We start from the raw sequence: 25,235 nt of genomic DNA, 5'->3' as shown, positions 1-25,235 counted from the left end.
CACCCCAAGATTGATTGTTAGGACTCAGATATGTCTGAACTTGCAGGTCGCCAGAAGACTTCTTCCGGCTTCTACGTCACCAAAGAAGCCCCCATCAATGCCACGAACCCGATCCCGACTCCGTCGGTCGAGGCTCCTGACATCCTGCGCTGCGCGTACATGGAGCTCGTGGTCACCGATCTTGCCGCCTCGCGCGCGTTCTACGTCGATGTGCTCGGACTCACCGTGACAGAAGAAGACGAGAACGCGATCTACCTCCGCTCGCTCGAGGAGTTCATCCACCACAATCTCGTGCTCCGCAAGGGTCCCGTCGCCGCGGTCGCTGTGTTCTCCTACCGTGTGCGCACGCCAGAGGATCTCGACAAGGCCGTCGCCTTCTACACTGAGCTCGGCTGCCGCGTTGAGCGCAAGGTCGACGGCTTCACCAAGGGCATCGGCGACTCGGTGCGCGTGGAGGATCCCCTCGGTTTCCCGTATGAGTTCTTCTACGACGTCGAGCACGTCGAGCGGCTCGCGTGGCGCTACGATCTCTACACTCCCGGCGCGCTGGTGCGTCTCGATCACTTCAACCAGGTCACCCCTGACGTGCCGCGCGCCGTGCGCCACTACCAGGATCTCGGTTTCCGCGTGACGGAGGACATCCAGGACGACGAGGGTACCGTGTACGCGGCCTGGCTCCGCCGCAAGCCGACCGTGCACGACACGGCAGCGACGGGCGGCGATGGCCCGCGCATGCACCACGTCGCGTTCTCCACACACGAGAAGCACAACATCCTCGCGATCTGCGACAAGCTCGGCGCGCTCCGCATGTCGGATCGCATCGAGCGGGGCCCGGGCCGCCACGGCGTCTCGAATGCGTTCTACCTGTACATCCTGGATCCGGACGGCCACCGCGTCGAGATCTACACGCAGGACTACTACACGGGCGACCCTGACAACCCGGTGGTGACGTGGGATGTGCACGACAACCAGCGCCGGGACTGGTGGGGCAACCCCGTCGTCCCGTCCTGGTACACGGAAGCTTCACTCGTGCTCGATCTGGACGGCAACCCCCAGCCGGTGATCGCCCGCACTGACACCTCGGAGATGGCCGTGACCATCGGCGCCGACGGGTTCTCCTACACGCGCGACGCCGATGGCGACAAGGGTTTCAAACTCGGCAACACGCTGTAACTCGCGCACCGCCTTCCGCGCAGGCACTGCCAGCGCGAGCGGTCTCACCAGAACAACGCACATCGGGGTTTCAGGCATACTGAAGCCCCGATGTGTGTTGTTTCGACGCGGGTATCGGGCCTACTCGCCAGGACTGAGGGGCTGCGGAGGCGCAGCGACCGCGGCGAGTGCGCCCGGAGCGAGCCCGAGCGCGAGTTCGGCGTAGCTCCGCACAGCGGCGCGGCATTCCTCTCGCGGGGTACGGTCTCCGATCAGCGGGTATAAATCGTATGCGTCCTCGAGCGCAACCAAGTTGCGCGCAATCATGCCAGGCGGCGAGGCGAGCGCGAACTCCCCCAGGCCTGCCCCAATTTCGATGAGGGCGCGATAAAGCATGATCTGCCGCTCGACGAGTGCGCGGTGTGCTGGCAGATACTCCGGGTGGTCGGCAAGGATCGGAACGCTTTCATAGACGTGCCGCAATTCGTCGCTAATAGTGTCGGGCACGCCGGCCTGGATCATGGCTGCGATCCGCCAGCTTGCGGATTCCTGGGCGTCAAGAATTGCCTGCCTGCGATCGGCGAACTGTTCCATCGCACCGGCCAGTGCGGTCATCTGAAGCTCATTCAGGCTCGAGAAGTAGTGCAGCACGTTGGCCGGGCTCATAGCCGCCTCGGCAGCGACGGCCCGGACGTTCACGCCGCCGCGTGGCCGCGTTCGCGCGACCCGCCAGAACGCCCGGATGATCTCATCCCGGCGTTCCAGGCGGCGCCGCGCGGTCGCATTCATGTGGCCCAGCCTATGGCATTGCGTCTCGTCAGGATCACTCTGCCCGAGAGCCGGACCGAGGTTCGTCCGCCGCCGCCACCTGCTGCACCTGGACCGATTCGGTGAGTCCGGCGTAGTACTCCGGTTTGCGTGACTTGAGGATGAGTCCGACGATGATGCCCCCGAAGAACAAGATCGGAGTTGGCAGGAGTAACACCTGGTTGATGGGACCCTGGAGACCCGTCACGACCTCGAAGTTCGTGACGATCAGCGTGTAGCCGGTGGCCAGGCCAATGGCACCGATAATCGGGGCCACCACCACACGGAAGACGCCGTGCCCGCGCCGATCACGCAGGAAGTACCAGACCACAGCGATGGCGGCGAGTGCTTGTGCGAACACCAGTCCCTGGACCCCCGTCGCGTACGTCCAGAGCGCGAGGCCCAGGAATGGGTCGGCGCCGACGACGATCGCAATCACCACGCCGAGTGCGGAGCACACGGAGAGCGTCAGGCTCGCGACGGCCGGCGACTGCTCCTTCGCCGTTGTACGCCCCAGAACGCGCGGCAGCAGGCCCTCGCGCCCGAGCGCGAACAGGTAGCGAGTGCACGCGTTGTGAAACGACAGGACACACGCGAAAAAGCTCGTCACAATCAGAATCTTCATCACGTACCCAGCCCAATACCCTGCGAGTTGCTCGGTGCCGTCAATAACCATCGTCTCGAACGAGTCGCCCTGCGCAAGTGCAATGACTCCGTCGACACCGAACGCTACGGTAAGGATCCAGAACGAGAACGCATAGAACAGCGCGAGGAAGACGACGGCGATGATGGTGGCCCGCGGAATGGTGCGCTCAGGGCGTTTCGCTTCCTCGGCGTAGATCGCCGTGCTTTCAAAACCAAGGTACGCGCCGAAGCCGACCACGAACAGTGCGCCGGCTGTGGGAGCAAAGAAGACGTTCGCCGGGCTGAACGGCGCCGCGCTCCAGGGCTCGGGACCGCCGTTGATGATCGTGGCGGCGGCGAGCACGAGCAAGATCGCGACTTCGAGCGTCAGGAGCACCGCAAGCACTTTCGCTCCCACGTCGATCTTCCGATACCCCAGGAATGCGACGATCGCGACCGCCAGCAGTGACCACACTCCCCAGGGCAGGTCGATCCCGAGCAGCTCGGCAAACGTGAACTGCGCGAAGAACCCGATGAATCCGTAAAACGAGATCACCAGTGCGATGTAGGCGAACACCGTGACGGAAGAAACGCCCAGGCCGACGGGCTTGCCGAGGCCGCGGGAGACATATGCGTAAAATGCTCCAGCGTTGCGCACGCTCCGCGACATTGCGGTGAAGCCAAGCGCGAAGAAGATGAGCACGACGCCGCTGAACAGGAGCGCGCCGGGAGCACCCAGACCTCCGAGACGGAACGAGGTTGCGGCACCACTGACGACGACAGTGAGTGGCGCCGCTGCCGATACCACGAAGAAGATAATGTCCCAGGTACCGAGACGGCCGGCTGCGAGTTTGGAAGAGTCCGAGCCTCGTGCCGCGGCACTCGTGCTGGGTTGGGCGGACATGGTGACTCCTTTGTCTGGGGAAACAATCCGATAGGATCGTGAACACTAGTCAAACAGCGTTCAATACAGGCTGCGTTTCGTAGTCTAGACATAAGTGATTGGATAGAACAATGTTCAATGTTGAGCAATCAGGCCACGGTCCGCGAGCGCGGGATCTTGGAGTTCCCTTCGATGGGACCCCCGGAGCCTGGAACGCGATCACTGATGTGCCCGGCCTCGAAGTTGGCCTGCTCACACTCGCGAGCGACGCCCCCGTCGTTGCACGCACCGGCGTCACTGCGATTCTGCCGCGAGGCAAAGCAGGCGCAGGGTCGCCATGCGCGGCGGGAATCGCAGTGCTCAACGGAAATGGTGAGCTCACCGGCCGCAGCTGGATTGAGGAGTCCGGGCAGCTGCAGGCCCCGATCGCCATCACGAACTCACACGCTGTGGGTGCCGTACACCGTGGCATCGATGAGTGGATGGCCGCGCACCACGCCGCCACTGCAGCAGCTTGGATGCTCCCGGTTGTTGGCGAAACCTGGGACGGCTATCTCAACTCGATCAACGCAGACATTGTGCAGCCAGAACATGCCGCTCGCGCACTTGACGGCGCGGCAACGGGGCCCGTGCCCGAGGGCAACGTTGGCGGCGGCACCGGCATGAACTGCTACGGCTTCAAGGGCGGAACCGGCACGGCGTCTCGGGTGGTGGGATCCGGCGAGCAGTCGTGGACCGTTGGCGTGCTGCTGCAGGCGAACTTCGGCTCTCGGAATGAGCTTCGGGTCCTCGGCCGTCCACTCGGCCGCGAGTCACAGGCACCGAACACCATGGAAACGGATGACTGGTTCCAGCGGGACCTCGCGGCGGGCGCGGACGGCGGCAGCTCAGGCGGCGGGACGAACACCCTCGCAGAGCCCAGTTCTCACGCCAGGGCTGGATCCACCTCAGGTGCAGGATCCACCTCAGGTGCTGGATCCACCTCAGGTGCAGGATCCCACAGTCGCGCCACCCCCGGCGCAGGAAGTGTGATCGTGATTGTTGCCACTGATGCGCCGCTGCTCCCAGATCAATGCCGCGCGCTCGCTCGTCGCGTTCCACTCGGCCTCGCGCGGACTGGAACGACGGGGAGTCATTTTTCCGGCGACATCTTCCTGGCATTCTCGACCGCCAACAGCGGCGGGATGAGCTCACGAATGGGCGGCGATACGGTCGTCACCGAGAAGCTCGAACACGTTGCGTGGGGCAGCATTGATCCCTTCTTCGCGGCGGTCGTGGAGGCCACCGAGGAAGCCGTGGTCAACGCGCTCGTAGCTGCGCGCGACACCATCGGACGAGATGGCCATGAGAGTTTTGCGCTCCCCCACGAAGAAGTCCGCGCGGCGTTCACCCCCTAGGGCGCTGCACCTCACTGTGACGAATCCCCGCGCAGAGTTATCCATTTGGATAGCCCTGCGCGGGGAGTCATGGCCCGTGCGCGCACGGCACAGCTTCGAGCTTCTCCTCCCTCGCACCCGAACTTAGACTCAACGTCATGTGCCGTCAGCGCCGAAGCTGGCACAGGTCGGCAACGCTGCAAGACCGGGAGGGAAACCACATGACCACCACTTCACAGACGCCACGCGCGTCACAGGATCCGGGCCTCAGTCGCCGCACGCTGGGCGTCCCTGCGATCACCCTGATGATCATCGCCGCCTCCGCGCCGCTGACCGTCGTCGCAGGCGGCGTGACGACGTCGTTTGCGGTCACCGAGTCTCTCGGCGTGCCTCTGGGCTTTCTTCTGATTGCCGTGATCCTCACCGTATTCGCCGTCGGCTTCACGGCGATGGGCCGTCACATTACGAATGCGGGAGCCTTCTACGCGTACATCTCGCAGGGGCTGAGTCGCCCGCTCGGCGTCGGAGCTTCGCTCATCGCACTCGTCTCGTACAACGCCATGCAGATCGGCATTTACGGACTGTTCGGTTTCCAACTGTCCATGTTCCTCGAAGCCAAGCTCGGTATCAGCTCCCCATGGTGGCTCTGGATCCTTCTGTGCATCGTGCTCGTTGGTGTACTCGGAGTCAACCGCGTTGATCTCTCGGCGAAAGTCCTCGGCGCCCTCGTTGGGCTTGAGTTCCTCGTCGTGATCATCTTCGACATTGTCGCGATCGGCGCAGCTCCCGAAGGTGTCTCGACCGCAGCACTCAATCCCACTGCGCTCTTTGGGCCAGCGCTCGGCATCATCCTCGTGTTCGGAGTCGCCGCGTTCATGGGCTTCGAAGGTGCAGCAATCTACGGCGAGGAAGCAAAGGATCCGAAACGAACGGTACCTCGCGCGACCTACGCTGCGGTCGCCATCATCGGCGTGTTCTACGCGTTCAGCGCCTGGGCATTCTCCGTCGGCATCGGGCCGTCCCAGATCGTGGCCGCCTCACAAGAAGCTGGCCCCGACCTGATGTTCGTGTTCATGACCGACCAGGTTGGCGTGCTGTTTGCCGACATCATGACGCTGCTCTTCCTCACGAGCCTGTTCGCCGCACAACAGTCATTTCACAATGCGGTCGCCCGGTACTTCTTCTCGCTCGGCCGCGAGGGAGTGCTGCCCACCTGGTTTTCGCGCACCTCTCGCGCGGGCGCGCCCTGGGCAGGCTCAGTCGCACAGACGATCATCGCGCTTGTCGTGGTGATCGGTTTCGCGCTCGCTGGTGACGCGTTCGGTGGGGCCGCTGCGCTTGGCGATTCGGCGTTCCTCTACCCAGTGCTCACCATGTTCACCTGGCTGACGAACACCGGGGCCATGGGCCTCGTGCTCCTCATGGCCGTGATTGCTGCCGCGGTGATCGGATTCTTCCGCAAGGATCCCCGCGGGGTCAGCGCGTGGACGCGCATGGTGGCCCCCGTGGTCTCCGGAATCGCGTTGCTCTGGGTATTCGTGATGATCCTCATGAACTTCCAGCTCATGCTGGGGCAGACGGAGCCGGATGCATCGACATTCGTGTTGCCTGGCATGATCTTCGCAGCCGGCATCATCGGTATCGTCTGGGCGCTGATCATCAAGGCCAAGCGACCGGAGATCTATCGCCAGATCGGCCACGGAACGGAGCCGGGCGCGTACGGCACGGAGCTCGTCGACGTGGTGGAGGCCGGGCACTAACTGCCACGCTGCCCCTGCCCGACGCCTTGGCCCCCGGCGCGACGTACCCACGTCGCCCGGGGGTCAGCTGTTCCCAGCACCACCAGCACCAGCACCAGCACCGCGAGCACGAGCGCCAGCAGCACCAGCACCGCCAGCACCGCCAGCACCACCACCACCAGCACCATCACCATCACCATCACCAGCACCAGCACCAGCACCACCAGCACCAGCGCCAGCACCGCCAGGGCCACGAGCACCCGTGACGCCGGAACGTATCATTGCCGCCAGGATTTCAGCGGAACGTACCGAGGCTGACATTGCCTCGCTGCGCCGCAGAAGCCGCATCGCTCCCGTAGGCGGTGGCGATCCACAGCGCACATGCAGAACGCCCGCCTCCCTGGGGAGGCGGGCGTTCTGCGGGCGTGCGAGCGGAGCTTAGGCAGCGCCCTCGAACATACTGGTGACGGAACCGTCTTCGAAGACCTCGTGGATCGCCTTGGCGAGCAGCGGGGCAATTGACAGCACGGTCAGCTTGTCAAAGCGCTTCTCCTCTGGCACGGGCAGCGTGTCCGTGACGACGACCTGGTCGATGAAGTCGGCTGACAGGTACTCGACAGCCTTGCCCGAGAAGATCGCGTGCGTCGCCGCAATCGTGACACCACGCGCCCCTGCTTCTTTCAAAGCTTCAGCAGCCTTCGAGATCGTGCCACCCGTGTCGATCATGTCGTCGACCATGAGGCACCAGCGATCCTTCACATCTCCGACGATGCCGTGCACGGACGCCTGGTTTGCGACCGAGGGGTCGCGGCGCTTGTGAATAATCGCAAGCGGAGCCCCGAGGCGATCGCTCCACACATCGGCGACGCGCACGCGGCCCATATCCGGAGATACGACTGTGAGGTCGTCACGGGTGAGATGCTTCTGGAAGTGTGCCAGCAACACCGGCATGGCGAACAGGTGGTCGAGCGGACCATCGAAGAACCCCTGGATCTGCGGGGCGTGCAGATCCACCGACATGATGCGGTCGGCGCCAGCGGTCTTGAACAGGTCAGCCACCAGTCGGGCCGAAATCGGCTCGCGCCCGCGGCCCTTCTTGTCCTGGCGCGAATAGGGGTAGAACGGCGCTACGACGGTTATGCGCTTCGCCGAAGCTCGCTTCAGTGCGTCAACGATAATGAGTTGCTCCATGAGCCACTCATTGATCGGGTTCGTGTGCGACTGGATGACAAACGCGTCGGAGCCGCGGACGCTCTCATCGAAGCGCGCGTACAGCTCACCGTTGGCAAACGTACGTGCGTCAGTTGGGACGAGTTCGGCGCCAAGTTCGGCGGCCACCTGCTCGGCGAGCTCGGGGTATGCCCGGCCCGAAATCAAGACGAGCTTCTTCTGCCCCGCCATCTCGATCGTACTCATCGGTGCTGATACGTCCTCACTTGTTGAATTCCCGCTTGCTCACTGGGCCGAGTCACCCGTGGCGCGCGCTGCCGCTTCCGCGGTGCTCGTACCAGGACGGTTCTCGGCCACCCATCCTTCAATGTTGCGCTGCGGCGCTACGTTCAGCGCCAATGCCCCGGAAGGGACGTTTTTCCGGACGACCGTACCCGCTGCCGTGTACGTTCCATCTTCAATGGTAACCGGCGCGATGAGTACATTCTTTGAACCAACCCGAACGCCGTCTCCGACCGTTGACTGGTGCTTCTGCACCCCGTCATAGTTCGCGAAGATCGTGCCAGCACCGATGTTTGTGCCGGTGCCAATGTGGGCATCGCCCACGTAGCTCAGGTGCGGCACTTTGCTGCCATCGCCGATTTTCGCGTTCTTCGTCTCGACAAAGGCGCCAATCTTGCCGTGCTCCCCGAGTTCGGTGCCGGGGCGGATGAAGGCGAAGGGGCCGACCTCAGCGCCAGCTGCAAAGACCGCAAGGGTTGCTTCGCTGCGCCGGATCCGCACCCCAGCACCCACTTCGCAGTCGACGAGCGTGGTATCAGGGCCAACAACCGCGTCCGCCGCGATCGAGGTCGCCCCGTGCAGGAACGTACCGGGCAGGATCTCTACGTCGGCCTCGATCGACACATCAGCGTCAATCCACGTGGTGGTGGGATCCTGAATCGTGACCCCCGCACGCTGATGCGCCCGCACGATGCGGGAGTTGAGCTCCCGGCCAGCCTCGGCCAGTTGCGCGCGATCGTTGACCCCAGCAATCAGCCACGGGTCGTCGGTAGCAACGGCTTCGACGGCTCCGCCACCGGTCAAAATCCGGGCCGCGGCATCAGTCAGATACTTCTCACCCTGCGCATTGTTCGTGTCAATCTGCGCGAGCGCGTCTTGCACTGCGTGGCGAGCGAAGACATAGATGCCGCCGTTGATCTCGGTGATACGGCGTTGCGCGTCGCTCGCATCTTTCTCCTCGACGATCCCGGTGACGGCGCCGTCAGCTGAGCGCAGGATGCGACCGAGGCCAGTCGGGTTGTCGAAAATGGCCGAGAGCAAGGTCATTGCGCGCCCGCCCTCAAGGTGGCCTCGCACGAGCCGATCGAGCGTGACGGTGTCAACGAGGGGTACGTCTCCGGAGAGCACCACGACGGTGCCGTCAAACTCATCAGGCAACGCCTGCAACGCCTGTTCCACCGCGCGGCCCGTCCCCGGCGTGGCGTCCTGATCCACGATCACGGTCTCGGGCGCGTGCTCAAGCACTGCCGCGGCGACGCGGTCTCGGTCGTGTCGCACCACGGCAATAACTTGCGAAGGCGCGAGCCCAGCAGCCGTGTCGAGCACGTGGGCGATGAGTGAGCGACCACCGATCCGGTGCAGCACCTTGGGGAGCGCGGACTTCATGCGAGTGCCCTGCCCTGCAGCGAGGATCACGACCGCAAGCGAACGTTCTGCCATGTGCTTATCCTTTCTCCGGACGCGAGATGCCCCCATCAGCGCCGCGTGAGAGGCCTCTCCCACACACGCGCGTCGTTCCGCCTCCAGGATTCGAACCTAGACCTAACAGCTCCAAAGGCTGTCGTGCTGCCATTACACCAAGGCGGACCGTGCCGAAACAGCACGGATACAGTCTGCCAGACTCCGGGAGCTCTCGTGTACCCGCGCGGGAGTTCGCTCGATATCGGGGCAGGTTGGATAATAGTGAAATGAAGAACGAGGACGAGGTCGATCGGATCATCGCGGACTGGACCAGCGCGAGGCCCGACCTGGATCTCGCGCCACTCGCGATCTTTTCTCGACTGTGGCGCATCACGAAACACCTGGACCGGGCGCGTTCGCATGCGTTCGACCGTTCGGGTCTTGCTTCGTGGGAATTTGACGTGCTCGCGGTCTTGCGCCGCGGCGGTGAGCCATTTTTGCAGAGCCCCAAGGTGCTCGTGCAACAGACGATGGTCTCCAGTGGAACGATGACGAACCGAATCGACCGGATGGTTGATCGCGGGCTTGTGCGTCGGCTCACCGATCCCAACGATGGGCGTGGCGTGCTCGTGGAGATGACCCCACTGGGTCTCACGCTCGTCGACGCAGCAATGACTCGCCTCAGCGATTCTGAGGAACGTCTCCTGGGAGGGATCCCCCGCTCAGAGCGTGAACGGCTCTCAGTGTTGCTGAGACGCCTGGCACTCAGCGTTGACCGCTTCGAACCGGATCCCCTCCCCCTCGACGGCGAATAGCCGAGGAGTCACGGGGGCGGAGATCCGGTTCCGCGCTACGGCTTCCGCTTCAGGGGTTTCGCGGCCACCTGCTGAGTGGCGCTCGCAGATGTTGCCGTGATGTTCTTGCTGCCTTGAAACTGTGCGGTGACCTTCACGGTTGCTTTCAGTGCTTTCGGAGCCTGCACGCGAATGACGCCCTTGTTCGCGGCAGTGAGCGTCACCGTCTTTTTCGCGGCCCCGAAACTGATAACGACGCGGCCGGTGGGATAGGCCCCGCTGTTGAGCTTGCCGAGGGTGACCGTCACGGTCGGACGGGTGCCGTACTTCGCAGCCTTCGTGGTCACCTTCGCGGAGCGCACTGACGCCTTCGAGATCTGGAGCGTTCCCGTCGAGTACCGCTTCGCAGTGTCAGCGAAGGTGTCATCCCCGATGTACTCTGCGGCGACTCGGTAGCTCCCGACCGGGAGCGTCGGCAGTCGCAGGGTTGCCCGTCCGGCACTGTTCACTGTGGCGGTGCCGAGTTCGCGTGAGCCTGCGGTAAAGAGCACCGTCCCGCTCGCCGCGCCTGACACGCGCACCGCGGCACTCGGGCGCACCCCGTAGACGGCTTTCGTGGCGTCAACGGTCACGGCAGAGAGCGTGACGGGCACGAGCCCGATCGTGATCCGGCGTGGTTTCGACGAGGATTCACCGTAGCGAGCATCACCGGCGTATCGCACGCTGAGCTGGAACGTCGTGGCAACCGGCGAGCTGTACGCGAGAGTCGCGGTGCCGTTCTGGATCGGCGCGGTTCCCAGCGCGGTGGAGCCGGCGGTGAACACGACTTCGCCTGTAGCGTCAGACGGCACCGTCGCGATGAATTCCAGTTCATCCTGTGCGGTCGCGACCGCGTCCCCGCTGAGCACCGTCGACGACACGAGCTTTTCCACGTCACTCGTGAGCTCAGCTGTCGACGCAGAGAACCGCATGCTCGAGTCTTCAAATGCCGCGCTGAACGTCTGCGCTCCTCCGCGAGGGAGGCTCGTCACGTTACAGTGTGCGACCCCCTCGGCGACGGGGATCGCTTCGCACCCTGGCACGAGGACGCCTGCCTGCGCGAACGACACGGTGCCGCTCGGCACCCCCGCCCCCGCTCGAGCTCCAGCGATCCGCGCGGTCAGCGTTCCTCCAGTGGCAACGGTGAGACCCGCCGTTTCAAGCGTGGCCTCAGTAGCGGTGGCACCGAGCAGGTACACCGACGCGTAGTCCGTGCCATTTGCCCCGCCGACGAGATCCGGAACGCCATTCCCGTCAAAGTCACCTATTCCGCCAACTGAGCGGCCCAGCTGCGCGCCCGCAGCTGCCCCGTCGATCCGGAAGCCAGCCGCGGAATCGAGTGCGGCGGTGGCGATGGTGCCGGAGAATCCCGGCGTGCCGTACACGACGTACAGTGCGCCGGCGTTCGTCCCACCGGAGTCCTGCCCCCAGGCACCGAGCACGATCTCGGGAACGCCGTCGCCATTGAGATCTTCGACTCCTGCGGCTGACCAGCCGAACTTGTCGTTGTCGACTGCACCGTCGATCCAGTACCCACGCGGCACGGTTGCCCCAGCGCACGCGCCCGATGCATTCGTGGTCTCCTCTGCGCAGTGGTAGACAGCGTTCTCGGACGCACCGGGCGTGGTGAACACGGTCTGAGTTGATTCGGATCCGAGGACGACGGCTGCGCCGCCTGCGCGCGGCCCGGTCGCTGCGTTGGGCACGCCGTCGCCGCCGACCACGAAGTCAGCTTTTCCGTCCCCGTTGATATCGCCAATCGCAGCAATGGAGGTCCCGATTCGGTCTCGGCCACGCTGTGGACCGTAGACGGCGAAGCCCTGTGTCCCCAGGTGTGCAACGTCGACACTCTGGCGTGTCGTGGCCCCGAACACGGCATATGCGGCACCGGCAACTGGAGCGGACGGGCCCCACGGTGTGGCCCCGTAGCTCCCGAGCACAATATCGGCGAGCCCATCTCCGTTTACGTCTCCTGCGTCCTCCGCCGAGATGATCTGGCCACCGCTGCCGTCGATCGTGAAGAGCACCCGGGAGGCATGTGCATCGGCCGCGACGTCGATCGTGGTCACGTCTCCGGACCCTGCGATGACCCAGACCCGTCCGATGTTCGACGCGGCGGCAGCGCCGGTCTCAGGGTTCGCTGGCCGGTCGTACAGGTTATCGGTGATCGCGAAGTCTGCGAGCCCGTCTCCGTTGACATCGCCCAGCCCACTCACCGCGTACCCGAAGTTTGCACTCCCACCAGGGGCAGCGTTCTCAGCCACTGCAGCAGAATTCGTCACTTCAAACCCGCGCCCACCGATCGTGTCAACGTCGACAGGTTCGAAGTCTTTCGCGCCCAGCACTACCCACGTGCGCTGCGTCCGGTTTGAACCCAGAATCACGTCGTCGAGGCCATCCCCGTTGACATCGCCCAGGCACGACACGCTGAGCCCGGCGAACGCATTCGCGCTGTTCGGGCCGTCGATCCGCACCGCGCCGACCGCGGTGCCGCGCCCGATCGGACCACCGACTGGCTCAGCGCCACCCAGCAACACGTAAGCTGCGCCAGCGTTTGCCGTGTTGCCACGTTTCCACCACCAATCGCCAACGATGGTGTCTAGGAAACCATCGCCGTTCACGTCGCAGGAACTGCGACTGGCCGCAAATCCGAGGTCACCTCCGGCCTCGCCGGTCCAGCGAATCTCAGAGACTGCCGGAGCACCTGAAACGGAGGGCCCAGCTGGGCTCGGCGGGGCCGCGATGGCGAATGCTGGAGTGGCGATAAGCGCGCTCGTCACGAGCGCAGCAGCGGCGACGACGCTCACCGCCGCTCGCGCGGGTCGGAAGGAAAAGTTCACGGTGGTCCTGTTCTCTGAAGGGATGGAAATACTCGGGGATGTCCCCGCTGAGCCGCTGCTGCGCCAAGGTTCGCAGGCCGCTCACTCGGTTCAGTTCGGCGCGTGGACGCCGTTGTTACTGCCGTAGTCCGCTTTCGCATCAAACTTCTGGCGGCTGAGCTGCACGGTGCCGAGCACGCTTCCCGGACGAATGAGCTGTTGAATCGCACCGACCGTACGCTTGGTTTTCGCGGCTCCGCCGTAGGGGTCGCTGTACACAATCCCCGTGGGGTCCGGCGTCGGGGCGAGCTGGAGCTCCCCCAGATAGAAGTCGCGTTGAGCGCCGGTGAACGGCGAGCGTGGGTCGGTGTAGTCGAATCGTTCGACGTGGTTCAGCCCGGCCCAGAGGTAGTCAGCGGCCGGATTCTCTGCGTACCAGGCAAGATCGAGCGGGCGGCTGATCCCATTCGTGGTTGCGGTGCTGGCCGAGGCATCGTACATTCTGCTCGGGTTTCTGATCCCGAACCACGGGTCGAAGGCAGCGAGGACCGTGCCGTCGGGCGCAGTGATTTTGCTGTCGCTCTCCCACAGCTCGTAGAGAGTCCAATCGGTGGGGTTCGCGCGCACGCAGTCGGTGGTTGGGATGATCCTGCGACCGCCATCGCCCGCTGGCAGGACACTGCCAACGGTCGGGATCGCCGTGTCTGGCGCGCAGGTGCCAAACATCTCATTCGCGTTGCCGAAGCGGGTGAGAATTGAGGTGATGATCTCCGTGCCGTCGTTGCAGCGTGCCGCGTAGAGGCTCTCGTGCGCGTTGTTCGACGTGGCGTCGGGCGACCAACTCCCCTGGTGCTGCTTGATCAAAAAACTGCATACCAGTTGGCTTCCGTCGCTGAGGCGGAGCCAACTCCGGTGTGCGTCGAGCATTTTCACGTCGTTGGCGACGAACACTTTGTGACCGCCGTTGTCTTCGTGGCGCATAGCCATGCCGCCGTGCTCGTGCCCGTAGTTTTCGAGTTCCTCGCTGGTGTAGCCGAACGGCAGGCCGACAGGCTCTCCTGCGACGAGATCATCAGGAGCGTAGAACGCGGCGACCCAATCGAAGAGCTGGGAGCTGCGTGGATCGGCTCCGTGTTCGTGACCGAAGGTGCAGAGCTCACCGGTCGCCGGGTTCGTGACCTGTGCAGGGTGCCAGGTGGGGTAGATCTTGCCGTCCGGCCCGATCGTCTGGAAGCTCGCGTGGAGGGCAGCGGGGCAGCTGTCATAGGCGGTCGGCGTCCAATTGCGCTCCGCATAGGCTTTCGAGGCCCCGCGTACGGGTGGCTCGGGTTCGGGATCCGGTTTCGGCGCCGCTTTCTTCAGCTGCAGCGTTGTGGCGTGCTGCACCGCGTCCGGCTTCGTCTCGGTGACGACGGCGGTGTACTTCGTCGCGGTCGTCTTCAGGGCGGCTACCTGTGCGGTGCTGAGCGTGAGCTGCACGGTATGAGTGCCCTTCTTGCCCCGTGCGTTCGCTTGGGTGAGCACCGAGCTGCCGAGTTTCAGCTGAACGGTCCCAGCGCAGCCCGCGGCTGCGGCGCACGTCAGCTGCAACGGGAGGGAGCGATTCGCCTCGATCGTGTAGTTCGTCCGCGCGAGGGCGAACTGCGGCTGAGCCGGCTTCACTGTTGCGCGGTGGGTGAACTTTGCGGTGTTCGGCTTCGTCGCGGTGCCTGCGATCGAAAGGGTGGCCGTGCCCCGTTTCGTGAAGGCGCGATAGTGAGCGGTCGAGATCTTCCAGTTCAGGGTCTGCGACCCCCGTGCTTTTACGGAGTAGGCGAGGGTTGCGGTGCCACCAGTGCTCAACTTCAGCGCGAGTTTCCCGGAGCAGGTCTTCGCCGCCGCACACGCGAGGGTGACAGTCACCTGCCGGTCTGTGCCAACGGTCGCCTCAACGGTCACGCGCTGCTGGGCCGCGGCCATAGCCGGAGCAGGAACCGCAACGATCGCGCCGAGCAGCACGGCGAGCGCGCACCCCAGGGTGATCGCTCGCCGCCGCGCGACCCCGTATTTCGTGCGGGAGGCACCCCAAGTGGTCGGATTCATCTGCGCTCCCGCTCCTCACGTCGCCGCACCCACTGCGGCAAAAACAGTTCATCCTATCTAGCTAAGGGTCACCTAAACAAGATCGGATGTACTGGTGTGTGAGGCAGGGTGTGCACCCCGCGGCGGCGCAGCCGGCTACCCCGCGCAGCCGACTACCCCGCGCAGCCGACTACCCGGCGCAGCCGACTACCCAGCGGGGTGATCCTCCGGCAGCGCGGGCGTGGTCGGAGGCGCCACGCGCAGCGACCCGGCAGCTTCAAATGCCGCGGCGTACCCCAGCAGCTCCGGATCTGAGTACGCGGCTCCCGCAAACGTCAGCCCGATCGGCATGCCGATGTCCGCCATCAGTCCCATCGGAACCGTGACCGTCGGGATCCCCAGGTGGCGGAGCGCGTAGTTCCCATTGGAGAAGAACACCCCGTTCGACCACGCGTGGTCGGCAGCTGCCTGGTCGCGTTCAGCATCCTCGCGCGCCACATCAGCGTTCGCGGGGAATACAACGCCATCGAAGCCTTCCTCACGCAACCACTGCTCGAAAAGATCCTCGCGCAGCCGCACGAGCGCGCGCAATCCGTCAGCGAAGTCAGCGCGCTGGCGCGGATCTGGAACTCCTCCGGGGGTTTGCGCGAGGGCGACTGTTGCACGATAGCGATTCGGGTAGTCCTCAACCTCCTCGTAGCGGTCGGGCAACGTGCCAGGGGGCTGCGGGAAAATCTGATCGGGATCAACTCCGCCGAGATTCGGGATCGCAGGATCCGCGTTGGCTCGCAGGAAGTCATCCCAGCCGAACGCGAGGAAGTCAGTGAATTCAGTGTCCATCCACCCTTCGGGGAGCACGCCAAGTTCGCCAACGTTTTCCTGGCCCGGCCGGTCGCCCTCGTACTGCTCAATGAGCGGGAAACCGGTCACGACAACCTCGGCGCCGAGGGCCTGCAGCCTGGTTCGCGCCTCCGCGAAGCGATCCAAGACCGTCTGCCGCACCTCGATCGGGAAGTTCGGATCCTCTCCGAGATACATCGCGGGAACTGCGAAGCGCTTGCCACGCAGGGCGTCAGCATCCTGCACATCAAGGTAGCTGGCAGGCCGGTGTGCGCTCGGCAAGGGCAGCGTAACTGTGTCTTGGTTGCGCCAGAAATCGCCGCGGGTGTTGGCGTCGTCTTGCACGAGCACGTCGAGCAGGCGGAGCATATCCGGCATGGAGCGGGTGTGGGGCACTACGACGTCTCGGGCAGGGAACAGCGGCCAGTTCCCGCGGATCGAGAGAATACCCCAGCTGGGCGTATAGGCACAGAGCCCGTTGTTCGAGGCGGGGCTCCGGCCAGAAGACACCGTCTCCTCCCCCATGCCGAACACGGCAAAGTTGGCGGCGGTGGAAACGCCGGAGCCGTTCGAGGAGCCTGATGCATACGCGGCGGCGAGGTAGTCACGATTGTACGGACTTTCAGCCCGACCATACACGCCGCGCTGCATGCCCCCATCCGCCATCGGGGGCATATTCGTCTTGCCCACGAGCACCGCACCGGCCTCGAGCAGTTGCTCCACCGAGAACGCATCCCACTGCGCGACGAGAGTCTGGAACGCCGGCGATCCCGATGCAACGGTGAGCCCCTTGACCATGTACGAGTCTTTGACCGTGAACGGCACCCCCTCGAGCGGGCGGGCTTCGCCAGCTGCCCAGCGCCGATCCGACTCGGCTGCTGCGGCGAGCGCGCCGGGGTTCGGCACGATAATCGCGTGGAGCCCGTCGGTGCCCTGGTCGTAGGCTGCGGCGCGAGCGAGGTAGCGCTCGGTGAGCCAGACGCTCGTGATGGCGCCACTGCGGAACGCGTCGAGCACACGCTCGATGCTCGTTTCCATCAGTTCGAACTGTGCGGCGGACTCGCCCATTCGCTTCCTCGTTTCACTCTTGAACCGGTATCCTGAAATCAGTTTCAGTTCTGCGCGCCGCCCTGTCAAGTGCGACGCGCCCCCACACAGAGGGAGCAGCAATGGCCGAGGACACCCGAGAGCGGATCCTGACGTCCTGCGCTGCCGTGATCGCGCGCTCCGGGCTCGCCAAATTCCGCATGATCGACGTTGCACGCGACGCCGAGGTCTCAATCGGACTCCTTGCCTACCACTTCGGCGATCGAGACGGCCTGCTCCAATCCGCGCTCGACGAGGTGACTGCAAGCGCCACACGCCGCGCGGCCAGCGTCCCCGAGGCACACACTCCAGCCGGGCAGCTCGCGGCGCTGCTGTGCTCGGAGTTTGGCGACGAGCCTGGGATCCGCGCGGGGTCAACCGCGTGGAATGAGCTGCGCGCGGCCGCCGTCTTTGACACGGAGCGCGCGGGCGCCGTTGCCCGATCGACCGGCCACTGGCAGCGCCAAGTGGAGACGCTCATCGCAGCAGCGGATCCGGAGCGGGAGGCCGCAGCCGTTGCCGCCGCCGCGCTCGCACTCACCGCTCTCGTCGAGGGCCTGTCGGGTCGCTGGCTCACCGGCCAGGTCACCGCGGCCGAGGCGCAGTCTGCGGTGCGCGGGGCGCTCACCAGCCTCGAGCTCGCTCCGACCACGGCGTAGGCCAGGCCCCAGTCAGCCTGCGACTCCCCCACCCCGTGCTCAACAGGCTCGGCACGGAGGGGGCGCGCTACTTGGCTGCGCGCTCGACCGCGAGTCTGCGCAGGATCTCCTCGAGCCAGCGCACCGCGGGGGGCACCTGCCCGCGCCTCGTCACGAACGAGACTCGGCGCTCTCCGAGATCCTGCACTGCAGGACGCAGCACGACGTCGAAGTCAGCATCGACCGCCGCCGCGGTCGTGAGCGCACACCCCAGCCCTTCGGCAACCAGACCGTGAATCATCGTGAGGTCATCGGTCCGCATCACCTCTCGCACCGGGTACCCCAGCGAATGGCAGACACGGCGCAGCACTCGATCAGACGCCTCATCCGGGTTTCGGCTGCACACCCATGCCACCTCGGCGAGCGCCGCAAAGTCGAGCACTGCAGCCTCAGCGAGCGGTCCACTCTTCGCGACCATCACCCGATACGGTTCAGAGAGCAGCGTGGTCCGCTCGATGCCCGGCGCCGCAAGCGCGAGCTCATCAGACACGTCGTAGACCAGGCCCGCGTGCACCTCACCCGCCTGGAGCTGGCGCATCACCTCGGTCGGCTCAGCCTCAACGACCTCGACGCGCACCGAAGTCCGCTGCTGCAACTGCGCGATCGCCGCGGGAATCAACCGCGAGCCGATCGACGAGAATGTTCCGATTCGGAGCGTCACCACTCCAGCGTCGCGCTGATCCGCGACCGCACGCTCGGCCCGGTCGATGCGCACGAGCACTGGAGCAATGTCTTCGGCGAACGCCGCGCCAAGCGGGGTCAGGTGAGCACCTCGGCGATCGCGATCGACGAGACGCACCCGTAAGTGCGCCTCAAGCGTGCGGAGATGGTGAGTCACGGTCGGCACGCCGTATTGCAGCGCCTCGGCGGCTTGTGTGAGGCTGCCATGCTCACGAATTGCGAGCAGCACGCGGAACTGCTGAAGTGTCATCATGGTATATCCAGTATGTCACCACGCGCGAAAACCTGATATTCCGCATGAGTGCCAAAGTTCCTAGCCTTAAGGCATGCAGACCGCTTCTCCCGTCTCCCCCCTTCCCGCACCAGCGAACGCCGCTCCGGCAGACGCCGCAGCGGTGCAGGCCCGCCCCCGTGCAGGTATTCCGGCACACCAGTTCGAGACTCCGTACTCCGACGCGCTCCGCTCGCTCGCCGGACACGACTGGCAGCGGCTGCACGTTCCCGGCCACCAAGCGGGCCCCACGAACGCTCCCGGGGTTGCGAGCCTCGTGGGAGAGGCCGCCCTCTCCATCGACTTCCCCATGCTGTTCAGCGGTGTCGATCAGGAAACCTGGCGGCTGGTCACCCCCGGGAGGGTCACCCCGCTCATGCGCGCACAAGAGCTCGCAGCCGAAGCGTGGGGTGCGAGCCGCACCTGGTTCATCACGAACGGCGCATCGGGCGGCAACCACATCGCCACCACGGCGGTCCGCGCACTCGGCACTGAACTGGTCGTACAGCGCAGTGTCCACTCGAGCGTCATCGATGGCATCACACACGTGGGGCTCACCCCGCACTTCGTGACCGGCCACGTCGACACCGGCCTGGGTTCGGCCCACGGCGTGACAGCTGAGCAGGTTGAGGCAGTGCTCTCGGAGAACCCGGAGAGCGCCGCCGTCTACATCGTCTCCCCCAGCTATTTCGGCGCCGTCGCCGACATCGCGGCCATCGCGAAGGTCGCACACGATGGCGGTGTGCCGCTCATCGTCGACGAGTCATGGGGCTCCCACTTCGGCCTGCACCCGCAGCTCCCCGTGAATGCTGCACGCTTGGGCGCCGATCTGGTCGTCTCGAGCACCCACAAAGCAGTCGGATCGCTGACGCAGTCCGCCATGATCCAGCTCGGCAACGGACCACACGCGGCAGCGCTCGAGACGCTCGTGGACCGGGTCGTTCGATCCCATCAGTCGACCAGTTGCAGCGCGCTCCTCCTCGCGTCACTCGACGAGGCGCGCATGAATATCGTCACCCGTCCCGAACTCGTAGAGCGTGCGCTCGCCTCTGCACAGGAGATCCGCGCCCGCGTTCGCGCCGACCGTCGCTTCCGCGATGCCACCCCCGACATCCTCGCGAGTCCAGACGCCGTGGCAAACGACCCGTTCAAGATCGCGATCGACACCCGCGGCGCTGGGATCACCGGCACTGACGCGCACTATCAGCTGCTGCGGGATCACCGCGTCTACGCTGAGCTCTCCACGCCGTCCGCACTACTGCTGCTGGTCGGCGCGGTCTCTCCGGTTGACGTCGATCGGTTCTGGAACGCACTCCAGTCGTTGCCGGAGGCCGCGATCGAGCCAGACCGGCCAATTGTTTTGCCTTCCCCGTGCGAGCGGTCGATGGGACTCGCCGAGGCGTTCTACAGTCCCACTGAAATGGTCTCGTGCGTCGAGGCCGTTGGCCGTGTCTCCGCAGACTCCCTTGCCGCATACCCGCCTGGGGTCCCCAACGTGCTCCCTGGCGAGGTCTTGAGTGCCGAGGTCGTCGCGTTCCTCCGCGCCACCGCAGCCGCACCAGCCGGGTACGTGCGCGGAGCAGCAGATCCAGAACTCGCGACGTTCCGGGTCGTCGCGTAGCACGCGCTTCGCTCGCAGTGCCACGCGCACCGCACGCACGGCCACTCACACCGCACAGTTCCTCAGCTCACACTACAATCGCCTGGTCACCCTCAATCCCGCGCCGCACACTGGCGCACCAGTTTCCTCACAAGGGAGTGTCATGTCCACGACAGCCACAGCCTCGCCCACCGGCGAGATGCAGCGCGGTCTGAAAAACCGCCACCTGCAGCTCATTGCGATCGGGGGTGCGATCGGCACGGGGTTGTTCCTCGGATCGGGCAAACTCATCAGCGTTTCCGGGCCCGCCATCATCTTCGTGTACATGGTCATCGGGTTCTTCGTGTTCTTCATCATGCGCGCTCTCGGCGAGTTGCTGCTGTCGAACCTGAATTACCACACCTTCGGAGACATCGCCAAAGACATGCTCGGCCCCTGGGCCGGGTTTTTCGTGTCTTGGAACTACTGGTTCTCCTGGGTGATCGCGTGTGTGGCCGACATCATCGCGATCACCGCGTATGTGCAGTGGTTCAACCCTGAAATCCCCAACTGGCTGCCTGCGCTGATCACCGCAGGCGTGCTGCTCGTGCTGAACTTGCAGCCGGTGAAGTACTTCGGTGAGACCGAGTTCTGGTTTGCAATTCTGAAGATCGTCGCGATCCTCGGGCTCATCGCAGTCGGTGTCATCCTGGTGCTCACCGGCTTCACCAGCCCCGACGGCACGCAGGCTTCGTTCTCGAACCTCTGGGAGCACGGCGGCATGTTCCCCATGGGCGCAAGCGGCTTCGTACTCGGGTTCCAGATGGGTATCTTCTCGTTTATCGGCGTTGAGATGGTCGGCACGGCCGCCGCCGAAACCGAGAACCCGCGGAAGACCCTGCCAAAGGCGATCAACTCAATCGTGCTTCGCATCCTCATTTTCTATGTGGGCGCACTCGCGATCATTATGAGCGTCACTCCGTGGAACATGATCGACGCGGACAAGAGCCCCTTCGTGACGACGCTCGCGCTCGCCGGCTTTGGGCTCGCGGCTGCCGCGATCCAGCTCGTGGTCCTCACCTCCGCTGCATCGAGCGCCAACGGTGGCCTGTATTCGGGCACGCGTATGCTCTTCGGCCTCTCGAAAGACGGGCACGCGCCGAAATCCTTCTCGCTCACGGATTCCCGCGGCGTCCCCAAGCGAGCCGTATTCTTCACCAGTGTCTTCCTCTTCGCCGCGATTCCGCTGCTGTTCGCAGGGGACGGCGTCGTGGCCGCGTTCACCTTCGTCTCATCGATGTGCGCCACGATGATCCTGTTCACCTGGGGCTCGATCGTCGTGAGCTACATCGTCTACTTGAAGCGCTACCCAGAACGGCACGCTGAGTCCAAGTTCAAGCTGCCGCTGGCGCGATTCGCCCCCTGGCTCGTGCTCGCGTTCTTCGTGTTCATCGCAGGCACACTGCTCTACGGTGAAGACACTCGTCCGCCGTTTCTCGCGACGCCGTTCTGGTTCGTCCTGCTTGCCATCCTGTGGCAACTGCGCAAACGGAAACTCCAGCGCGAGGGGCGGCCCCTGACGGCAGCGATCCCCCTCCCGGACACCCAGGACTAAGCACCCTGTCCTCACTGTTGGCCCCGCCGAGTCGGGGCCAACAGTCGTTTTGGGGCCGACGCGCGAGTCGAGCTTCCTTGCGCTGCTCGGACACTCTCGCTCACGATCCCACGCACGCACATGCCCGGCGTCTCGCACCAGCGTGGGGCGGCGGGCACGCGTCTCTTCGCGCGCAGCACGTCTGTGCGCCCTGGCGTGGGTACACTCGGGAATAACTCGTGGGATGGGAATGAACATGACAACGACCGCACCGGGCGCGCACGACGAACTGCAGCGCGGACTCAGCAACCGCCACCTCCAACTCATCGCGATCGGCGGCGCCATCGGCACCGGCCTCTTCCTCGGCTCAGGAAAGGTGATCAGCCTCACCGGCCCCTCAGTGCTGTTCATTTACGCCGTCATTGGCTGCATGATGTTCCTGCTGATGCGGGCGCTTGGTGAACTGCTGCTCTCGAACCTGAACTACAAGACATTCGGCGATATCGCAAAGGACCTCATTGGCCCGTGGGCCGGGTATTTCGTGTCCTGGACATACTGGGTCACCTGGGTGGTGATCTGCGTGGCCGACATCATCGCGATCACCAGCTACGTGTCCTATATCAACGCGTCGATCCCCAACTGGGTGCCCGCCGCGATCACGGTCGCGGTGCTCACGATCCTGAACCTGCAGCCGGTACGGTTCTTTGGCGAGTTCGAGTTCTGGTTCTCACTCATCAAGATCGTGGCGATCCTCGCGTTGATCGCCACCGGCGTCGTGCTGCTCGTCATGGGCTTCGAGAATCCGGACACCGGCACACGCGCCGAGCTCAGCCACCTCTGGGATCACGGTGGCATGTTCCCGTTCGGCGCGAGCGGGTTCCTGCTCGGATTCCAGCTCGGCATCTTCTCGTTCATCGGCGTTGAACTTGTGGGCACCGCGGCAGCTGAGACGAAAGACCCGCACCGCAATCTGCCGCGCGCGATCAACTCAATCGTCGTTCGCGTCCTCATCTTTTACATCGGCGCGCTCACCGTGATCATGGCGATCACCCCCTGGGACAAATTGGATCCAGATCAGAGCCCCTTCGTCACGACCTTCGCCTACGCCGGATTCGGTGCCGCGGCGTTCGCGATCAACATCGTGGTGCTCACCTCAGCGGCTTCAAGTGCGAACTCAGGCTTCTACTCCGGCACCCGCATGATGCACTCGCTCGCGCGAGACGGCCATGCACCGCAGGGTTTCGCGCTCACGGATTCCCGTGGCGTGCCGCGCAAGGCCGTGTTCTTCTCGACCGTGTTCGTGTCGTCTTCCGTGCCGATCCTGCTCCTCGGCGACAGCGTGATCGAAGCATTCACTTTTGTCACCTCAGTAGCCTCGACGTTCATCCTGTTCACCTGGAGCATGATTGCCATCAGCTTCATCCAGTACATGCGCAAGCACCCGGAGCGGCACCGCACGTCAGCGTTCCGCACCCCGTTCGCCCGGATTGTGCCGTGGATCGTCCTCGCATTCTTCGCGTTCATCCTGGTCACACTGTTCCTCGCAGACGACACACGGCTCCCACTGATGTTCACGCCGCTCTGGTTCATCGCGCTCGCCGTGATGTGGCAGGCCACCAAGCGCAAGCTGATCCGTGATGGCCGGCCACTTACTGCCGCGGTCGATCTCCCCGACGTCGGCGCCCACTAGCCACGCTGCTTCGTGAGGCTCAGGAGATCGCACTCGGCCCCACCGTGGAATGGGTGCGGTCACCCGCGCAGGCGGAGCTGTCATGCCGAGCCCGGACCGACGAGGGCCGGGCTCGGCACAAACGGGCTCAGCAGTGACCGGCAGGCCCGGGCCAGACCAGACCAGACCGTGCTGGGCCGAGTGAGGCCGGGTAGGGCCGAATTAGGCTGAGTTAGGCCGAGTTAGGCTGAGACGGTTGCTTGGCGCGCTGTGTGGATCTCATGCGCCTCGCGTTCGGTTTCCACGTTCGGCTCGGACCCTGAGAGCGGCTTCCCCGCAGTTTCCGGGAGGAAGCAGATGGCGATCAGACCGATCACAGACATCCCCATGAGATAGAACGCCGCAGCTGACGGAGTGCCAGTTGCACGCACCAGCGAATCGATCACGAGCGGGGCGGTGCCGCCGAACAGTGCGATCGAGATGTTGTAGGAGACCCCGAGACTCGTGTTACGCGACGCGGTTGGGAACATTGCAGGGTAGGTCGAGGCAAGGGTTCCCATGTACAGCGCGACCGGGATCCCGATCAGCGCGAGTCCGGCGACGATTGCGACGGACGAGTCTGAGCCGATCAACGCGAAGGCTGGGAAGCTCAGCAGAATGATCCAGATCGCCGCAGCCGTGAGTACCGGCTTGCGACCCACCCGATCCGAGAGCAGCCCCACAAACGGCATCAGGCATGCCATCAGCAGCATCAACGGGAGCGAGAACAGGTTGCCTTGGATCGCGTCGTGCTCGAGCACCGTGGAGAGATAGGTCGGCATGTACGAGGTGAACGCGTACCCCGCGGAGTTCGCGGCTGCGACGAGCAGGATCACGAGCAGCATGGGCTTCCAATTCGATGCGAATACCCGCAGCGGGTTCACGCGCAGGCTCGCCCGCCCGCTCTCCTGCTGCTGCGCAACGAGTGCCGCGAAGTGGGGCGTCTCCTCGACGCGCATCCGGAGGTACACCGCGATCAACCCGAGCGGGCCGGCGATCAGGAACGGAATCCGCCACAGCCCGTCCTCCATGGCCTGCTGACCGAACATGATCTGCATGGCCGTGACGATGGCGGCGCCGAGCACGAAGCCGAGGTAGCTGCCTGAATCGAGGAACGCGGCGTAGAAGCCTCGGCGGCGATCCGGAGCAGACTCGCTGATGAAAGTCAGTGCACCAGTGAATTCGCCTCCCGCGGAGAAGCCCTGCAGGATCTTGAGGGCGACGAGCAGCGCGGCGGCCCCGGCACCAAGCGTGGCATGGCCCGGCAGAAGGCCGATGAGGAATGTAGCGACCGCGACGAGTGTGAGCGTCATGAAGAGCACGCGCTTGCGGCCGATCTTGTCGCCGAGCCACCCAAAGAACAATCCACCGAGTGGCCGGAACAGGTACGTGCTCGCGAAGGTGCCGAGCATGAAGATCACCTGCGTTGCTTGATCCGCATCCGGCAGGAATACCGGGCCCAGCGTCACGATGAGGTATCCGAAGACACCGACGTCGTACCACTCCATCACGTTGCCGACGAAGGTACCGCGGACGGCCTTTCGCAGGTCACGTTTGCGAACCACGTTCACAGTTCCCGTGTCGAGCCGCTGGGCGACCCCGGCACCTTGCTCTGTCATCGAATAACTCCT

Annotated in this window: 18 protein-coding genes and 1 tRNA gene; 8 read left to right on the top strand and 11 right to left on the bottom strand. The window is 64.6% G+C overall.

The genetic code is table 11. The annotated features are described in order from the left end of the window. Positions 1-30 precede the first annotated feature (30 nt). Positions 31-1,173 (top strand): 3,4-dihydroxyphenylacetate 2,3-dioxygenase, encoded by a 1,143-nt coding sequence (gene hpaD / locus K1X41_RS14305; RefSeq protein WP_132202487.1) that lies wholly within the window; start codon positions 31-33, stop codon positions 1,171-1,173. A 120-nt stretch (positions 1,174-1,293) separates the two neighbouring features. Here hpaD and K1X41_RS14300 read toward each other — a convergent pair whose 3' ends face one another. Together K1X41_RS14300 and K1X41_RS14295 are read right to left on the bottom strand one after the other, a co-directional pair. Beyond that, a complete protein-coding gene (locus K1X41_RS14300) occupies positions 1,294-1,941 on the bottom strand; it encodes a hypothetical protein (RefSeq protein ID WP_220174923.1) in 648 nt (215 codons plus the stop codon). Between the two features lie 34 nt (positions 1,942-1,975). After that, positions 1,976-3,487, bottom strand: a complete 1,512-nt coding sequence (locus K1X41_RS14295) for an APC family permease (RefSeq protein ID WP_133617004.1) — start codon at positions 3,485-3,487, stop codon at positions 1,976-1,978. Positions 3,488-3,597: 110 nt separating this feature from the next. Here K1X41_RS14295 and K1X41_RS14290 point away from each other — a divergent pair, with 110 nt between their 5' ends. After that, positions 3,598-4,863 carry a DmpA family aminopeptidase gene (locus K1X41_RS14290; RefSeq protein WP_220174922.1) on the top strand — a complete coding sequence of 422 codons (1,266 nt, stop codon included), beginning with the start codon at positions 3,598-3,600 and terminating at the stop codon, positions 4,861-4,863. A 200-nt stretch (positions 4,864-5,063) separates the two neighbouring features. After that, entirely contained in the window at positions 5,064-6,602 is a 1,539-nt protein-coding gene (locus tag K1X41_RS14285; RefSeq protein ID WP_258566571.1) for an APC family permease, read from the top strand. Here K1X41_RS14285 and K1X41_RS14280 read toward each other — a convergent pair. The 4 genes from K1X41_RS14280 to K1X41_RS14265 form a co-directional block, all read right to left on the bottom strand. Beyond that, positions 6,599-6,835 (bottom strand): hypothetical protein, encoded by a 237-nt coding sequence (locus K1X41_RS14280; RefSeq protein WP_220174921.1) that lies wholly within the window; start codon positions 6,833-6,835, stop codon positions 6,599-6,601. The genes K1X41_RS14285 and K1X41_RS14280 overlap by 4 nt on opposite strands. A 184-nt stretch (positions 6,836-7,019) precedes the next feature. After that, a complete protein-coding gene (locus K1X41_RS14275) occupies positions 7,020-7,997 on the bottom strand; it encodes a ribose-phosphate diphosphokinase (RefSeq protein ID WP_132202481.1) in 978 nt (325 codons plus the stop codon). Between the two features lie 39 nt (positions 7,998-8,036). Further along, positions 8,037-9,473 (bottom strand): bifunctional UDP-N-acetylglucosamine diphosphorylase/glucosamine-1-phosphate N-acetyltransferase GlmU, encoded by a 1,437-nt coding sequence (gene glmU, locus K1X41_RS14270; RefSeq protein ID WP_220174920.1) that lies wholly within the window; start codon positions 9,471-9,473, stop codon positions 8,037-8,039. A gap of 75 nt (positions 9,474-9,548) precedes the next feature. Further along, positions 9,549-9,620: transfer RNA gene (locus tag K1X41_RS14265), tRNA-Gln, on the bottom strand. A gap of 101 nt (positions 9,621-9,721) precedes the next feature. Here K1X41_RS14265 and K1X41_RS14260 point away from each other — a divergent pair. Beyond that, positions 9,722-10,249, top strand: a complete 528-nt coding sequence (locus tag K1X41_RS14260) for a MarR family winged helix-turn-helix transcriptional regulator (RefSeq protein ID WP_132202477.1) — start codon at positions 9,722-9,724, stop codon at positions 10,247-10,249. 35 nt (positions 10,250-10,284) lie between these two features. Here K1X41_RS14260 and K1X41_RS14255 read toward each other — a convergent pair whose 3' ends face one another. From K1X41_RS14255 to K1X41_RS14245, 3 genes are all read right to left on the bottom strand, one after another. Next, on the bottom strand, positions 10,285-13,107 hold the full coding sequence (locus tag K1X41_RS14255) for an Ig-like domain repeat protein (protein WP_220174919.1): 2,823 nt from the start codon (positions 13,105-13,107) through the stop codon (positions 10,285-10,287). A gap of 90 nt (positions 13,108-13,197) precedes the next feature. Beyond that, entirely contained in the window at positions 13,198-15,168 is a 1,971-nt protein-coding gene (locus K1X41_RS14250; protein ID WP_220174918.1) for a hypothetical protein, read from the bottom strand. 186 nt (positions 15,169-15,354) lie between these two features. Beyond that, positions 15,355-17,055 carry an amidase gene (locus K1X41_RS14245; protein WP_133617008.1) on the bottom strand — a complete coding sequence of 567 codons (1,701 nt, stop codon included), beginning with the start codon at positions 17,053-17,055 and terminating at the stop codon, positions 15,355-15,357. Positions 17,056-17,156: 101 nt separating this feature from the next. On the opposite strand from K1X41_RS14245, the gene K1X41_RS14240 reads away from it, so the two are divergent. Beyond that, on the top strand, positions 17,157-17,732 hold the full coding sequence (locus K1X41_RS14240) for a TetR/AcrR family transcriptional regulator (RefSeq protein ID WP_220174917.1): 576 nt from the start codon (positions 17,157-17,159) through the stop codon (positions 17,730-17,732). Between the two features lie 67 nt (positions 17,733-17,799). Here K1X41_RS14240 and K1X41_RS14235 read toward each other — a convergent pair whose 3' ends face one another. Beyond that, on the bottom strand, positions 17,800-18,705 hold the full coding sequence (locus tag K1X41_RS14235) for a LysR family transcriptional regulator (RefSeq protein WP_165875571.1): 906 nt from the start codon (positions 18,703-18,705) through the stop codon (positions 17,800-17,802). Positions 18,706-18,778: 73 nt separating this feature from the next. Between K1X41_RS14235 and K1X41_RS14230 the strand changes: the two genes are divergently transcribed. The 3 genes from K1X41_RS14230 (at position 18,779) to K1X41_RS14220 (ending at position 23,586) form a co-directional block, all read left to right on the top strand. After that, the gene (locus K1X41_RS14230; protein WP_220174916.1) at positions 18,779-20,344 is read left to right on the top strand and encodes an aminotransferase class I/II-fold pyridoxal phosphate-dependent enzyme; all 1,566 of its coding nucleotides are present in this window, start codon (positions 18,779-18,781) and stop codon (positions 20,342-20,344) included. 142 nt (positions 20,345-20,486) lie between these two features. Then, the gene (locus K1X41_RS14225; RefSeq protein ID WP_220174915.1) at positions 20,487-21,917 is read left to right on the top strand and encodes an amino acid permease; all 1,431 of its coding nucleotides are present in this window, start codon (positions 20,487-20,489) and stop codon (positions 21,915-21,917) included. Positions 21,918-22,152: 235 nt separating this feature from the next. Then, positions 22,153-23,586, top strand: a complete 1,434-nt coding sequence (locus K1X41_RS14220; protein WP_132202463.1) for an amino acid permease — start codon at positions 22,153-22,155, stop codon at positions 23,584-23,586. A gap of 221 nt (positions 23,587-23,807) precedes the next feature. On the opposite strand, the gene K1X41_RS14215 is transcribed toward K1X41_RS14220, so the two are convergent. Further along, the gene (locus K1X41_RS14215) at positions 23,808-25,223 is read right to left on the bottom strand and encodes an MFS transporter (protein WP_133617011.1); all 1,416 of its coding nucleotides are present in this window, start codon (positions 25,221-25,223) and stop codon (positions 23,808-23,810) included. Positions 25,224-25,235: the final 12 nt, after the last annotated feature.

This window comes from Leucobacter luti (genome assembly GCF_019464495.1).
GTDB lineage: Bacteria > Actinomycetota > Actinomycetes > Actinomycetales > Microbacteriaceae > Leucobacter > Leucobacter luti_A.
The sequence above is the reverse complement of the archived record's forward strand: the minus strand, read 5'-3'. Positions and strand labels throughout refer to the sequence as shown.

Coding starts and splice junctions, on each gene's coding strand:
- hpaD (WP_132202487.1), top strand. CDS start 31: ATGTCTGAACTTGCAGGTCGCCAGAAGACTTCTTCCGGCTTCTACGTC.
- K1X41_RS14300 (WP_220174923.1), bottom strand. CDS start 1,941: ATGAATGCGACCGCGCGGCGCCGCCTGGAACGCCGGGATGAGATCATC.
- K1X41_RS14295 (WP_133617004.1), bottom strand. CDS start 3,487: ATGTCCGCCCAACCCAGCACGAGTGCCGCGGCACGAGGCTCGGACTCT.
- K1X41_RS14290 (WP_220174922.1), top strand. CDS start 3,598: ATGTTCAATGTTGAGCAATCAGGCCACGGTCCGCGAGCGCGGGATCTT.
- K1X41_RS14285 (WP_258566571.1), top strand. CDS start 5,064: ATGACCACCACTTCACAGACGCCACGCGCGTCACAGGATCCGGGCCTC.
- K1X41_RS14275 (WP_132202481.1), bottom strand. CDS start 7,997: ATGAGTACGATCGAGATGGCGGGGCAGAAGAAGCTCGTCTTGATTTCG.
- glmU (WP_220174920.1), bottom strand. CDS start 9,473: ATGGCAGAACGTTCGCTTGCGGTCGTGATCCTCGCTGCAGGGCAGGGC.
- K1X41_RS14260 (WP_132202477.1), top strand. CDS start 9,722: ATGAAGAACGAGGACGAGGTCGATCGGATCATCGCGGACTGGACCAGC.
- K1X41_RS14250 (WP_220174918.1), bottom strand. CDS start 15,168: ATGAATCCGACCACTTGGGGTGCCTCCCGCACGAAATACGGGGTCGCG.
- K1X41_RS14245 (WP_133617008.1), bottom strand. CDS start 17,055: ATGGGCGAGTCCGCCGCACAGTTCGAACTGATGGAAACGAGCATCGAG.
- K1X41_RS14240 (WP_220174917.1), top strand. CDS start 17,157: ATGGCCGAGGACACCCGAGAGCGGATCCTGACGTCCTGCGCTGCCGTG.
- K1X41_RS14235 (WP_165875571.1), bottom strand. CDS start 18,705: ATGATGACACTTCAGCAGTTCCGCGTGCTGCTCGCAATTCGTGAGCAT.
- K1X41_RS14230 (WP_220174916.1), top strand. CDS start 18,779: ATGCAGACCGCTTCTCCCGTCTCCCCCCTTCCCGCACCAGCGAACGCC.
- K1X41_RS14225 (WP_220174915.1), top strand. CDS start 20,487: ATGTCCACGACAGCCACAGCCTCGCCCACCGGCGAGATGCAGCGCGGT.
- K1X41_RS14220 (WP_132202463.1), top strand. CDS start 22,153: ATGACAACGACCGCACCGGGCGCGCACGACGAACTGCAGCGCGGACTC.
- K1X41_RS14215 (WP_133617011.1), bottom strand. CDS start 25,223: ATGACAGAGCAAGGTGCCGGGGTCGCCCAGCGGCTCGACACGGGAACT.